Raw genomic sequence first — 13303 nt, forward strand, 5'->3', positions numbered from 1 at the left:
GCGGCGAAAGCTCCGCAGGGCGGTGTCGTCACGTCGGCCGTGTTCCGCTGTGGGCCCCGGCCGTGGGACGGGGCGGCTCGTCGTCCGGTCGGCGTCCTTCCAGCAGGGCCTGGCCGAGCGGGGTCAGGGTGTGCCACACGGTGTTCTTCACCCGCTGGCTGATGATCAGGTTCGCGTCCCGCATGGTCGCGGTGTGTTCGCTCGCCGAGGCGGTCGAGATGCTCAGCCGCCGGGCCAGCTCCCCTCCTGTGGTGCCGTCGGACGCCGCGATCTCCTCCAGGACCGCCGCGCGAGTACGGCCTAAGAGGCGTCCCAGAGCGGCCGGCCGCGGTGTCCCGGAGTCGTCCGTGAGCAGTTGGAGGCTCCGGTTGGCGGGGTACACCAGGACCGGGTTCAGCTCACCGTCCCGAAGCGTGATGGGGCGGCCCCAGCAGAAGTACGAGGGGATCAGGAGCAGTCCCCGGCCGTTCAGGACCAGATCCTGACGTACCGGGTAGTCCACCCTGAGCACCGGCGGCTCCCAGCGGGCCAGCGGATGGATGCTGCCCAGCAGCCGTTCGACGCCGCCGTCCAGGAGGTCGCGTGCCCGCAGGGCCCGTTCGCCCTCGATCACCGTGCGGATGCGGTGCCAGGGGCGGCCGAGTACCCGCTGGTGGTAGCGGCGTACGGCGCCGCCGAGCCCGCGCATCGTCTCCGGCTCGCCCTGGGCCAGCCGGCGTATCCATGGGGTTGCCTGGCGCCGGGCGGGCAGCAGGGCCAGTTCGCTGCGCAGCCGGGTGCGGTCGACGCTCGTGATGGCGTCGACGGCGGACTCCAGGGTGGTGCCCGCGCCCGGCGTCAGGAAGTCGGGCGAGTAGCCACGCGGTGGCGCGAGCCGGCGCAGCAGGGAGATCGACGGGTCGAGCGGGTCGGCGACCGTGGCCCGCCAGGGCCCGAACACGATGTGGTCCGGTGAGCCGCCGAGCGCGTGCAGGCTCAGCAGCATCTCCCAGGCCGGATCCGGCGCCGGGGCAAGGCGGACCCGCCCCAGATCCTCAGCAGAGAAGTGGATGTTCAGCACAGGCAGAGCCCCCCGAGGCGACTGGTTGTGTGCCGTAAGAGTGCGGCGCGGGCGTGAACAGTTGCACCGTCGCGTTCACAAGGGTCCAGTGGGCCCGGTCTTTCGGCTGAGCCCGAAAGTGAATGCGCCGCGAGAGCCCCCCCGGACAGCCTGAAGGCGACCGATCGACGTACGGGTAGGGGGGAGACCTGGTGCGCGGATCCGCCGTGCTGTCACTGATGCCACTGCTGCTGCTCGCGACGCTCACCGCCTGTGGACCGGGTGACGCGACCGAGCCGTCCGAACTCGCCGCACCTGACGCGGCGTTCCCGCGGGAGGCGACCACCGGTGAGCTGGTGACGCTGAGCCTGGCCGAGGACATCCTGGAGCGGCGTTGCATGGCCCGCGCCGGGTTCCACCTGCCGACGGCACCCGAGCCGGCCCGGACCGGTATCGAGCCGCCACCGATGGCGCTCGTCCTCGCCGACGTGCCGTGGGCCCGCCAGCACGGCTACGGCTCCCGCGTCCGTACTCCCGGGGAGACCGCCCGACTGCGGGCGAACGACCCGGTCGGCGACTACCTGCGCGCGCTGACGCCGCAGCGGCGCGCCGAGGCACTGCGCGCCTGGCAGGGCGGCGGCGTGGACACCATCGAGGTCACCCTGCCGGGCGGCGCCACGACGGGGCGCAGCACCCGGGGGTGCACCAGCGAGGCTCGCGGAGAGCTGTACGGCGACTTCCGCACCTGGTTCGGCGCGGACGCCGTGGACCGCGATGTCACGGCGCTGGCCATGAGCCGGGCGCAGACGGACCCGGCGTACACGAAGGCGCTGCGCCGCTGGGCGGACTGTGTGGCCGGGCGCGGGCTGCCCCACGAGTCGCCGGGTGCCCTGCGGGCCGCGCTGGGCGACTCGGCGCCCGTCGCCAAGGAGGTCGAGTACGCCGTCGCGGAGGCGTCCTGCGCGGTGGGCTCCGGCCTGGCGGCGGTCGCTGGGGACGTCGAGGAACGGCATCTCGCCGAGGTGCGCGAGCGGTATCGCGCCGATGTGACCAACGCCCGGCGCATGCGGCTCGCCGCACTGCCGAAGGCGGAGCAGATCGTCCGCGATGAAGACCCGTCGCGGCACAACACCCAGAAGAACAACACCCAGAAGAACAACACCCAGGGGAACAACACCCAGAAGAGAGGCACGACATGAAGCGGTACGTACGAAGCATTCTGGCGACGGCGGCGGTGATCGGGCTGGTCGCCGGAGCGGCTCCCGCCATGGCCGCCACGGACGCGGGCCCGTCGGCGACGGCGGCCAGTGCCCCGACCCCGGTACGGCCCGGCGCCGACCTCAGCCGACTGGCCGCGGCCGACAGCGCCGACGGCTACCTCTACGCATGGGACCTGCCCAACTTCCAGGGGGACTGGTGCAATTGGGACCGGGACGACGAGTGGTGGGGAGACGCGTGCGGCGGCTTCAACGACCGCGCCACGTCCCTGTGGAACAACGGGTTCCCCGGCAACTTCAGCGAGGTCGCGCTGCGCCGGGACGTGAGCCCGAGCACCAACCAGTCGTCGTTCTGCATCGAGGCGGGCAACTACTACGCCGATCTGTCGCTGGGCTACGAGAGATTCCTCGACGGCGGCTGGGCGGACAACGCGATCAGCGGGCACCGGTGGTTCACCGATGACGCGGACTACGCCCACGACCCGCACTACGCGTGCTGACCGGAGGGAGGAACCATGGCCATCACCATCAATCTGCGCGACACCTGGGGGCAGTACGCCCCCAGTGACCTGCGGGCGCACGCCTCCGGGCGCCCCGTGCCCAACACGAACCCGGGCGAGTTCTGGTTCGGGCACATGGGCGTGTTCCTGCACCACCTCGGCGGCGGCAGCACGAGCCATCTACGGACGGAGGAGAACTGCCGCCAAGAGATCGCCGACGTCTACGAGGCCCACAAGACCGGCGGCGAGTACAACGGGGACATCGCCTACAACTATCTCGTCTGCCCGCACGGCAACGTCTACGAAGGGCGCGGAAAGGAACGCGGTGAGGCGAACGCCGGCACCGCCGACCCCATCGAGGGCGTGGGGCGCAACGAGGGGTTCTACTCCATCGTCGGCATGATCCGCTCCGACGACGTCGCGAGCGAGGCCATGCTGCGTGCGATGAGGGACCTGATCCACTATCTGCGCACCGACCTCACCCGGGCCACCGGCAACAGGATCTTCCCGCACTCCTACGGCTACGACACCGACTGCCCCGGCAATCTGCACATGTACGCGCGGCAGGGGTCGACGATCGATCCGTCCGCGCCGTGGCGGCCACCCGCCGACATCTACGTGTACCGGACGCAGAGGTGGGTGAACGCCACCTACCAGTCGGCACCCGGTTACGTGCCCTGCGCCGAAACCGGCTACACCGGCTGGAACACCGTCCTCGCCCTCACTCAGGGACTCCAGCACGAACACGGCATATCTCCCACCGTCCAGGCTTTCGGACCCGGCACGTTCAACGCGGTGAAGAACCACGAGATCACGCCGGAGTTCGAGCGGAACGCGAATCTGCTGCGCCTGTACAACGGGGCACTGTGGTGCAAGGGCTACTGGGCCTCCCAGTCCCTCGGCGGATGGCCCGAGGAGTCCGAGTCCTCCCTCCGGCAGCTCTACGCCGACATCGGCCTCGACCAGGGCAACGCCGGGCAGCGGCTGGCCATGTGGCCGCACGTGCTGAAGTCCCTGCTGCGCATGGACCAGTTCCGCCTCGTGCCCGGCGGCGACCCCCACGTCCGGGCGATCCAGCAGCGGCTCAACTCCCGCTATGTCGCGGGCATCGGCATTCCCGCGATGAGTCTGGTGCCCTGCGACGGGATCTACTCCCGCGATGTCCAGCAGGGGCTCATGATGGCCATCCAGTACGAGATCGGGATCGCCCTGGGCTCGATCAACGGATACTTCGGGCCCGGGACACAGGCCGCCCTCAAGGGAAGGGGATCGGCGGCTCTCTCGGGTGACCTGCGGTACCTCTTCCGTGCCGCGTGCTACTTCAACTCACCGACGTACACGGCGAACGGACAGGCGCGCTACCTGGCGGCGGACATCGGCACCGATGCCCAGACCGGCACACACCTGGGCTGGCTCCAGTCCTTCCAGAGGTTCTCGCAGATTCCCGTCACGGGCCACAACGACTACACGACGTGGGCGCAGCTCCTCGTGTCGTCCGGGGACACCTCCCGCGACGCCACCGGCTGCGACTGCATCACGGAGATCACCGCGCAGCGGGGGCAGTTGCTCAAGGCCAACGGCTACTCGATCGTCGGGCGCTATCTGGACGAGCACCTCGCCCCGGGTGACGACGGCTACCTCGGCAAGGCCCTCAAGCCGGGCGAGCCGCAGACCATCCTGAACGCCGGGCTGAGGTTCTTCCCGATCTTCCAGTACAACGGCACGCAACTCGGCAACTTCACCTACGACAAGGGCTACGACCAGGGCAGGAAGGCCCACCAGAAGGCCGTGCAGCACGGGATCGGTACCGGCACCTGCATCTACTTCGGGGTCGACTACGACGCGACCGACGAGGAGATCACCAGCCACGTGGTGCCGTACTTCAACGGCGTCAGGGCCGGGCTCGCCGAACTGGGCGGCCGCTACACGTTCGGCGTCTACGGGTCCCGCAATGTGTGCGTCCGGGTGTCGAAGGACGCCGGGGCCCGCTGGTCGTTCGTCTCCGGGATGTCCTGGGGATTCTCCGGGAACCTCGGCTTCCCGCTGCCGGAGAACTGGTCGTTCAACCAGATCCACGAGTACGAGTTCCAGGCGGGCTGGGGCCTGGACCACAACATCTGGCGCGACGGCAGCGACCCCGGTGTCTCCGCCGTCGGCCAGGGCGAATGAGGAGGAAGCCGATGATCTCCAGACGCGGTCTGCTGCGTGTCGCCGCCGGCACCGGTGTGCTCGCCGTGGTGTCGGGCACGTCGATCACCTCCGCCTCGGCCGTCGAGCCGTCCACCGGGCAGTGGCCCGGCGAGGTGTCCGCCAACGGCTGGCGGATCGACCCCGCCTCCGTCACGGTCCACCACATCCAGGGGTCCGCCGCCTCCCTCGGGCTGCGGCGCGGTGCCGCCGGGGCGGTGCTGCTGCACGTCGCGCGCCGGTGGCACTACGAGATCGCCGCACTCGACACGGGCGAGGGCGGTGGCGTCACCGGCCACACCACGCGGCGCACGGTGGGGGCCGACTTCGAGTCGAACCACCTCTCCGGGACCGCTGTCGCCCTTCACCCCACCGCCTATCCGCTGAACGGAAGCGAGGGACTCTGGCCGTATCAGGAGACGATCGTGCGGGACATCCTCGCGGACTGCGACGGCACGGTCGTCTGGGGCGGTGACCTGACCCCGGTGAAGGTCTCGCACTTCCACATCGCCGCCCGCCCCGGCGACAGGGCCCTGGCGCGTGTCGCGGCCCGGCTGGACCCCGGCCGGTCCGATGCGCCCCGCGCCCAGACAGCGGGCACGGTCGCCGACCCGGCCGCCCCGTTCCGCAGAACCATGGCACGCCGCCTGCAACGGGCTCAGGGCGACTGAGCCGGAGAGAAAAAGGCACCGGAGAGGAAGGAGAGCGGGAGGAAGGAGAGCGGGAGCCAGGGCCTCGGCCGGCCCGTGGCTCCGGCTTGTCGCTCAGGGAACCGGCGTCGCTTCGGACCCCCTGGACGCCGACGCGTCGTCGCTACTCGGCGTCCAGTTGGTGGTCCGCCCAGACGTACGTCTCGGGGAGCAACTCGCTGATCGGGACCGCTCGGAAGGCGTCCGCCTTCCCGACGACGACCTTGAGCGTCGGGAAGTAGTCCAGGAGCACCTGGCGGCATCGGCCGCACGGCGGGACGACCCCTCGCTCGCGGTCGCCCACCGCGACGATCGTGTCCAGGTCGTACGCGCCCTGGGCCGCCGCCGTGCCGATGACGACCAACTCGGCGCAGGGGCCGCCGGTGAAGTGGTAGGCGTTCACCGCCGTGATGATCCGGCCGTCCCGGGCGCGGGCCGCTGCCGCCATGGTGTGGTTGTCGCCCCGACAGCGCGTGCGGGCGATGTGTGCCGCCGCCTCGATGAGTTCGTGGTCCACGGGGTGGTGGTGGGTGGTCATCTCTTCCGTTTCTCCTTCTCCTTGGCCACGGCAGCCGAGAACACGAGTGTGGCCGCCGCAAGGCTGCCCCACAGAGCCGTCGCCCCGTGCGGTGCCAGAGCCGTGATCACCGCCGGGGACACCGCCAGGCCGAACCCCGTGGAGAGTTCGAACCGGGCGAGGGTACGGCCCATGACCTGGGCCGGAGCCATGGCTGTGACGAGCGCGGTCGCGCTGCCCGCGTAGATGATCTCCCCGATCGTGCAGAGCACGGAAACGACGGCGACCGCCGGGGCCGCCCACCCGTGCCCCGGTGAAGTGGCCGCGAGGAAGCCGACGTACGACACCGCGAGCACCACGCCGGAGCCGGCCAGCAGCACGGTGACCGGGACCTGGAGGGTGACCACCAGCGCGCGCATACGGGTGCGGGACCGTCGGCTGATCTCGCCCCCGCCGCCCCTACCCGTTCCCATCACCGGGGGGCTGCGCCCCCAGACCCCCCTTTGTCCTCAATCGCCGGACGGGCTGAAAGATCCAGCCCCTTGGGGGTCCCCCCTCTGGGGGAGTTTGAGGAGCGGGGGTTCGGGGGCGGAGCCCCCGAGGATGGGACGGGTAGGGGCGGCGGGGGCGAAAAACGCACCCGGCCGACCGCCTCAGCGTTCCGTCAACCCCGCCACCAGCTCGTCCGCCGCCACGACCGTGCTGCGCGCACCCCGGTCCAGCCAACGGCCCACCAGGGGCATGCACAGCAGACCCGCCACGATCCCGGCCGTCATGGCGATGCCGGTGGCCGGCGTGGACAGCCCCAGCACTGTCACCCCGTACAGGAGGAGGAACGAGGGCGACGGCGTAGCGGGGGCCTCCGGAGGCGCGGACGGGGGCGCGGGGATCGGCTTCGGTCGTGGTTGTCGGCATGGCGTCAACGGTGCGTACGGCCGTCCGGTCGGCCATGTCGGTTGACGGACAGCGTCAACCGATGCCGTCCTCGCCCCTCCGGCCAGCGATGATGAATGGATGACGTTGCGCATCGACATCAGCGGAATCAGCGGACCGCCGTCCGAGCGACTGCGGTTCGCCGCCTCCCCGCTGGCCGAGCTGACCGCGATGCTCCACGTGCTCGCCGAGCCCGGGCATCATCCGCAGCTCGCCGGGTGGGCCGGGGAGGTCTGGGTCGGGCTGCGGCCCGAACTGGCCGAGCGGCTGCGGGAGGCGGACTTCCTCTGGCGTTCCTCGCAGGCCGACTTCCTGATCCCCGCCCGCCCCCGGCCGACCCTCGCCGAGGAACTGGACGACGTGGACCGACTCGACGACGAGATGTACGTGACAGCCGCGCTCGTCACCACGTGCGGCAGCAGCCGGGTCCACTTCGGCTCGCCGTCGCCGCTCAGCGACAGGACGGCGCGCGAGTGGGCCCTGGACCTCGCCCAGGCCCGTGGCGCACGCCAGGAGGCCTTCGCGGAACGGCTCCTCGCGGACCCGGCCGCCGTACGGACCTGGGTGCGCGACACCCTCGAACAGTGCGCCGACGCGTTCTTCGACGCCGCCTGGACGGGCGTCGCCGTACGGCTCGCCACCGACCTGCGTCTCAAGAACGACCTGCTGAAGCGCCAGGGCATCGGCGCGGCACTCGCGTCGGTCTCCGGCGCCGTCGCCCTCGCCCCCGACGGCGACTGCATCATCGTGGACAAGCTCCAGGACAAGACGACCGCCGCCCACGGCACCGGGGTCACCTTCATCCCCAGCGTCTTCGGCCGCCCGCACCTGGTGGCGGTCCAGGCGCCCGGCTGGCATCCGGTGGTGCAGTACCCGGTGGCCGAGCCGAGCCCGTCGGCGGAGCCGGTACCGCTGGAAACGGTCACCCTCCGGCTGGAGGCCCTCGCCCACCCCGTACGGCTGCGACTGCTGCGCACCCTGGCCCGCGGCCCGCACACCACCGGCGAGCTGGCCCACGTCTGGGACCTCACGCCCCCGGAGGTCTCCCGCCACCTCGCCGTCCTGCGCCGCGCGGGCCTGCTCACGGCCCGGCGGCACGGCCGCTACGTCCGGCACACCCTCAACCTGCCCGACCTGACGGCACTGGGGACCGACCTGCTGGCGGCCGTGCTGCGCTGAGTGTCTCGTCACTGGTCCTGCTGTGTGCTCTCCTCCTCCGCGCGCTTCTCCTGGAGCTTGCGCAGCAGCTCCCGTTTCTGGGCCTGCGGGTCCGTACCGCCGCCCACCTTCTTGCCCCGGCCGCCGCCCCGCAGGGCGCCACGTCCCAGGTTGCTGCGGGTGCCGCCGACTCCGAGCATGTTTCCGCCGCCTCGTGCCATGGTGTGCCCCTCCTATTGTGACGATACGTATCGTCTCGACTTGTTCGGATCCAGCCTCCGGCGAGACGTTCCGTCTTGTCAACCTGATAAATTGCCCACATGGTCCAGAAACCCGCCCCCGACTCCACCCGCCGCAGCGAGAAGTCCCGCCGAGCCATCTACGACGCGGCCCTCGCTCTCATCGGTGAGGTCGGTTACCAGAAGACGACCATCGAGGGCATCGCCGCCCGCGCCGGCGTCGGGAAGCAGACCATCTACCGGTGGTGGTCCTCCAAGGGGGACGTCCTCATGGAGGCCTTCGTCGATCTGAGCGAGCAGGCCTCCGGAGCCGCCCAGCCCGGGGGAGACTACGTCATCCCCGACACCGGTGATCTCGCCGCCGACCTCAAGGCCGTCCTGCGCCTCACTGTCGACCAGCTGCTCGACCCCGCGTTCGCGGTACCGTCCCGCGCCCTGGCCGCCGAAGGCTTCGTCAACGAGGAACTCGGCCGCAGATACGTCGCCAAGCTGCTCGAACCCTCGCTCCAGCTCTATGTGCAGCGCCTGCGCTCCGCCCAGGAAGCCGGGCAGGTGCGGGCGGGCATCGACCCCCGTATCGCCCTGGAACTCTTCGTCTCCCCGCTCGCCCAGCGCTGGCTCCAGTACACCGGACCGATCTCGTACGAGTACACGGACACCCTCGTCGACTACGCCCTCCACGGGATCGCCTCGCCCGGCAGGTCTTCCGGCAACAAGGAAGCCCAAGACGGCTGAAACTGGTGGATGACAAATACTGCCAATCGACCGGAAAGCGGCCGATCCAACCCCTCGTACGCCTCGTCCCACCCACCCCGGATGTCGGCTCCGGCCTCCCGCAGCGCAGGATGGTGGGACCATGGAGCAGGCTGTCCGCACAACAGCGAGGCGAGGCGATACATGAGCGCGGAGTTCGGCGGTCGTACGACGGGCCGGCAGGGCAGGATCTCCCAGTGGCTGCGTGGACGCCGAGTGGATGCCCACGAGGCCGCCGCCGGCGCCGAGCGCGGGCGCCGTGAGGAGCTGCTGCTCGCCGCCGCCCGTGCGGGACTGCCCCTCGCGCCCGCAGCGCACCCCTCCGCCTACCGATGTTCCTGTGACCGCGTCGGCTGTCCCACGCCCGCCCGGCACCCGATCTCCTTCGCCTGGCAGACGCAGTCCACCACCGACCGCGCCCAGATCGAGCGCTGGGCCAGGCATCAGCCGCAGGCCAACTTCATCACCGCGACCGGCATAGTCCACGACGTGCTCGACGTGCCCCTCGAAGCGGGGCGCGAGGCGCTGGAACGGCTCCTTGGGGCCGGTATCGAGGTCGGGCCCGTCGCCGAGAGCGACGACGGACGGCTGCTGTTCTTCACCCTCACCCGTGGCACCCCGGACGACGAGGACGAGTGGTGGCCCTGCGAACTGGACTGCCACCCCGAGACCGCGGACGAGCATCCGGGCCTGCGCTGGCACTGCCGGGGCTCCTATGTCCTCGTACCGCCCGCCCGGTTGCCCGGTGAGCAGGGCGTGTACTGGGTACGCGGACCGGAGTTCGCCCTGCCCGACCCGCTGAGCCTCCTCGAAGTCCTCACCGACGCCTGCGCCCGGTACGCCGGCGAGGAGCCCGACCACGACCACGCCGCCACGGCCTGGCCCTCCCGAGGCTGAACTCCCGCCACGACGACCGGAGTCACCGGAGTTACTCTCCCTGCGCCGCCGTCAGACCCTGGATGCGGCTCAGGAACTCCACACCCTGGCCCGCGGCACCCCTGCCCGGGTCGAGGACCGCCTGGTTCGAGACGAACTCCAGGGTCAGCGACTGCTTGATCTCACCCGTCGTCAGCGCCAGCACACTGTCGCTCGGCTCCGGGATGGACGTACCGAGCGCGGCCGTCTGCTTCTCGTAGTGGTGCGTGGCGAAGAAGACCAGCGCGCCGCCGTCCGCCGTCCGCAGACCCAGCGGGGCGAAGTCGTCCTTGCCGAGCGGCTCGTCGATGTACTGCGTGACGAGCCCGGGCTTGATCGCGCTCTTCTTGCGCTGCTCCACCCAGCCGCTCGTGTGCACCCCGGGCGCGAAGACGTCGCCGGTGCCGTCCTTCAGGTAGGTCGCGTAGTCCGCGCTCAAGTCCTTGGGCGCGACGGCCAGTTCGGCCGAGTTCGCCGTCACCGGCTCCGCGAGACCGTCCTTGTCCGTCTTGAACGCCGGTACGTCGTCCGGGGCGACCAGCGTCAGATACGCCACCGCCCACGGCTCGGCCACGTTGCTGCGCGTGAACACCAGCAGCCAGCGCGAGTCGTTGCCCTTGTTGGCGTCGGCGTCCGCGACGAACCAGCGCGGCCAGCCCGCCTTCTTCGGGATCGCGAACCTGGTGTCCGTGAACTCCAGCGGTACGTGCGACGGGTTGCCGGCCGGGCTGTTCTCGCGCCCCGCGTTCAGCCGGGCCGCGTCGATCGCGCCCAGGGCGCCGGTGACGTAGTCGGCGTCCAGGGAACGGTCGTACGCCTTGTCCGCCTTGTTGTACGCGGCCGTGAAGTCCTTCAGCGCCTCGGCCGCCTCCGCCCGGGTCGCCGCCGGGACCACCTCGCGCTCGCCGTGCACCACGACACAGCCGCTCGCGGCCAGCGACAACACGGTCACCGAGGCCGCTACGAGGGCACTTCGGTCAAGACGACTTCGTGGTGTCCTTCGTGGTGTCCGAGGGCTGCGACCCCTGCTCAACCTGCTCATCAGCTGGCTTCACCTTCCCCTTCCCGGAGGCGAACCCTACCGGGGCGAGGAACAGCGCGAGCGTCGGGATCAGGTACAGCGCCCACACCGTGACCTGGAGGACGGTCGGGTCCGGCTGGAAGTTGAGGACGCCCTTGAGGAGCGTGCCGTACCAGCTGTCCGGCGGGATCGTGTCGCTGATGTCGAACGCCTTGTTGTTCAGGCCCGGCAGCCAGTCGGCCTCCTGGAGGTCGTGGAAGCCGTACGCCAGGACGCCCGCCGCGACCACGACCAGCATGCCGCCGGTCCACGTGAAGAACTTCGACAGGTTGATGCGCAGGGCGCCCCGGTAGAAGAGGTAGCCGAGCACGACCGCCGACGCGATGCCCAACAGCACGCCGATCAGGGGCCCTTCGGTGCCGTCGCTGGACGCCCGCACCGACGCCCACACGAACAGCGCGGTCTCCAGGCCCTCCCGGCCCACCGCCAGGAACGCGGTCGCGACCAGCGCGCCCGTGCCCATCTGGAGGGCCGCGTCCAGCTTGCCGTGCAGATCGGCCTTGAGGTGACGGGCCGTACGCCGCATCCAGAAGACCATCCACGTCACCAGACACACGGCGACGATCGACAGCGAGCCGCCGAGCGCCTCCTGCGCCTCGAACGTCAGCTCCTGGGAGCCGAATTCGAGCGCGCAGCCGAAGGCGAGGGCCAGCGTGATGGCGACCCCGATGCCGATCCAGATCGGCTTCAGGGCGTCCCGGCGGTCCGTCTTCACCAGATAGGCGATGAGGATGCAGACGACGAGACTGGCTTCCAGCCCCTCGCGCAGACCGATCAGATAGTTCGCGAACACGGGCTAGGCCCCCTCAGTGAACAGTGCGCGGCCCCACCAGTCGTCCTTGTCCCGGACGCCCGGGGGGATCGCGAAGACCGCCGAACCCACGTGCTGGATGTACTCGTTGAGCGCGTCGGTCGCGAGATTGCGCTGCACGGGGATGAACCCCTTGCGGACGTCCCGCTGGTACGCGAGGAAGAACAGGCCCGCCTCAAGGCGGCCGAGGCCGTCTGTGCCGTCCGTGAAGGAGTAGCCGCGGCGCAGCAGGGTCGCCCCGTGGTTGGAGTCGGGGTGCGCGAGGCGGACGTGCGCGTCGGGCAGCATCGCCTTGAGGAACGGCTCGTCGCGCTCCTTGGCCTTGCCGACCGGGGCGCCCTCGCCCTTGTCGCGCCCGATGATGTCCTCCTGCTCCTGGAGGGAGGTGCGGTCCCAGGGCTCGATGTGCATCCGGATGCGCCGGGCGACGAGATACGAACCCCCGTCCATCCAGGCCGAGTCGGCGTCGACGTCCGTACCGTCCACCCACACGAACTTCTTCAGCCGGGCCGTCTCGGTGCCCGCGATGTTGCGCGTGCCGTCCTTGAAGCCGAGCAGGTTGCGCGGGGTCTGCGCCTCGGGGGTCGTCGACGAGGTCTTGCCGAAGCCGAGCTGCGACCAGCGCACCGAGACCTTGCCGAAGCCGATCCGGGCCAGGTTGCGGATCGCGTGCACGGCGACCTGCGGATCGTCCGAGCAGGCCTGCACGCACACATCGCCGCCGCTGCGGTTCTTGTCCAGGTTGTCGCCGGGGAACTGCGGCAGGTCGACGAGCGCGGCGGGCCGCCGCTCGGCCAGCCCGAACCTCTCGAACAGGCCGGGCCCGAACCCGACCGTCAGCGTCAGCCGCGACGGCTTCAGCCCCAGCGCCTCACCGGTGTCGTCCGGCGGAGCCACAGCCAGCCCGCCGTACGCGCCCTCGCCGACCGTCTGCCCGGCGGTCATCCGCCGGGCGGCGGCCGTCCAGTCCTTGAGCATCTGGACGAACTCGGCGCGGTCGTCGGTCTCCACGTCGAACGCGGCGAAGTGCAGCCGGTCCTGCACCGGCGTCGCGATCCCCGCCTGGTGGCCGCCGTGGAACTCGATCGCGCCGCCCGTCTCGGCCGCGACCGTCTGCACGTCGTCGCCGCCACGGGTCACCGCCACGGCCCCGCCGACCGCGGCGGCCCCGAGCGCGAGCCCGGCCCCGCCCCAGCCGATCAGCGCCCGCCGGGAGGTACTGCCCGCAGGGGTTTCGGGTGTCTCCGTCATGTCGTCTGTCATG

15 protein-coding genes are annotated in these 13303 nt (G+C 70.8%); 7 read left to right on the forward strand and 8 right to left on the reverse strand.

Features of this window, described 5'->3' with window-relative positions; all coding sequences use genetic code 11:
* Positions 1–28: 28 nt before the first annotated feature.
* Positions 29–1060 (reverse strand): ArsR/SmtB family transcription factor, encoded by a 1032-nt coding sequence (locus OG787_RS35990; RefSeq protein ID WP_369030793.1) that lies wholly within the window; start codon positions 1058–1060, stop codon positions 29–31.
* A gap of 191 nt (positions 1061–1251) precedes the next feature.
* Between OG787_RS35990 and OG787_RS35995 the strand changes: the two genes are divergently transcribed.
* Genes OG787_RS35995 through OG787_RS36010 form a run of 4 tightly spaced genes read left to right on the forward strand, consistent with a single transcriptional unit; the run spans position 1252 to position 5614 of the window.
* Positions 1252–2238 carry a hypothetical protein gene (locus tag OG787_RS35995; protein WP_405538030.1) on the forward strand — a complete coding sequence of 329 codons (987 nt, stop codon included), beginning with the start codon at positions 1252–1254 and terminating at the stop codon, positions 2236–2238.
* Entirely contained in the window at positions 2235–2756 is a 522-nt protein-coding gene (locus OG787_RS36000) for a hypothetical protein (protein WP_369030795.1), read from the forward strand. Before OG787_RS35995 ends, OG787_RS36000 begins: the two co-directional genes overlap by 4 nt.
* 15 nt (positions 2757–2771) lie before the next feature.
* Entirely contained in the window at positions 2772–4925 is a 2154-nt protein-coding gene (locus OG787_RS36005; RefSeq protein WP_405538033.1) for a glycoside hydrolase domain-containing protein, read from the forward strand.
* A gap of 11 nt (positions 4926–4936) precedes the next feature.
* Positions 4937–5614, forward strand: coding sequence for a hypothetical protein (locus OG787_RS36010; RefSeq protein WP_405538034.1), 678 nt, complete (start codon positions 4937–4939; stop codon positions 5612–5614).
* 142 nt (positions 5615–5756) lie between these two features.
* On the opposite strand, the gene OG787_RS36015 is transcribed toward OG787_RS36010, so the two are convergent.
* From OG787_RS36015 to OG787_RS36025, 3 genes are all read right to left on the reverse strand, one after another.
* Entirely contained in the window at positions 5757–6170 is a 414-nt protein-coding gene (locus OG787_RS36015; protein ID WP_405538035.1) for a cytidine deaminase, read from the reverse strand.
* On the reverse strand, positions 6167–6622 hold the full coding sequence (locus OG787_RS36020) for a hypothetical protein (RefSeq protein WP_405538036.1): 456 nt from the start codon (positions 6620–6622) through the stop codon (positions 6167–6169). Before OG787_RS36020 ends, OG787_RS36015 begins: the two co-directional genes overlap by 4 nt.
* Positions 6623–6802: 180 nt before the next feature.
* Positions 6803–6967, reverse strand: a complete 165-nt coding sequence (locus OG787_RS36025) for a hypothetical protein (protein ID WP_405538037.1) — start codon at positions 6965–6967, stop codon at positions 6803–6805.
* 196 nt (positions 6968–7163) lie between these two features.
* Between OG787_RS36025 and OG787_RS36030 the strand changes: the two genes are divergently transcribed.
* Positions 7164–8261, forward strand: a complete 1098-nt coding sequence (locus OG787_RS36030; RefSeq protein WP_405538038.1) for a DUF5937 family protein — start codon at positions 7164–7166, stop codon at positions 8259–8261.
* 8 nt (positions 8262–8269) lie between these two features.
* Here OG787_RS36030 and OG787_RS36035 read toward each other — a convergent pair whose 3' ends face one another.
* Positions 8270–8461 carry a DUF6243 family protein gene (locus OG787_RS36035; RefSeq protein WP_369030800.1) on the reverse strand — a complete coding sequence of 64 codons (192 nt, stop codon included), beginning with the start codon at positions 8459–8461 and terminating at the stop codon, positions 8270–8272.
* A 99-nt stretch (positions 8462–8560) separates the two neighbouring features.
* Here OG787_RS36035 and OG787_RS36040 point away from each other — a divergent pair, with 99 nt between their 5' ends.
* Together OG787_RS36040 and OG787_RS36045 are read left to right on the forward strand one after the other, a co-directional pair.
* Entirely contained in the window at positions 8561–9214 is a 654-nt protein-coding gene (locus OG787_RS36040; RefSeq protein ID WP_405538039.1) for a TetR/AcrR family transcriptional regulator, read from the forward strand.
* A 162-nt stretch (positions 9215–9376) separates the two neighbouring features.
* Entirely contained in the window at positions 9377–10129 is a 753-nt protein-coding gene (locus OG787_RS36045) for a bifunctional DNA primase/polymerase (protein ID WP_405538040.1), read from the forward strand.
* Between the two features lie 31 nt (positions 10130–10160).
* On the opposite strand, the gene OG787_RS36050 is transcribed toward OG787_RS36045, so the two are convergent.
* From OG787_RS36050 to efeB, 3 genes are read right to left on the reverse strand one after another with little or no spacing between them, the layout of a single operon-like run.
* Complete coding sequence (locus OG787_RS36050; protein ID WP_405540689.1) at positions 10161–11180, reverse strand: hypothetical protein; 1020 nt, start codon at positions 11178–11180, stop codon at positions 10161–10163.
* Positions 11125–12021: an iron uptake transporter permease EfeU gene (gene efeU / locus OG787_RS36055; RefSeq protein WP_369030804.1), complete on the reverse strand. Its 897-nt coding sequence runs from the start codon at positions 12019–12021 to the stop codon at positions 11125–11127. The genes OG787_RS36050 and efeU overlap by 56 nt, the downstream gene beginning before the upstream one ends.
* Positions 12022–12024: 3 nt before the next feature.
* Positions 12025–13290, reverse strand: a complete 1266-nt coding sequence (gene efeB / locus OG787_RS36060; protein ID WP_405540690.1) for an iron uptake transporter deferrochelatase/peroxidase subunit — start codon at positions 13288–13290, stop codon at positions 12025–12027.
* Positions 13291–13303 lie beyond the last annotated feature (13 nt).

Source organism: Streptomyces sp. NBC_00075 (assembly GCF_045041225.1).
Classification (GTDB): Bacteria; Actinomycetota; Actinomycetes; order Streptomycetales; family Streptomycetaceae; genus Streptomyces; species Streptomyces adonidis.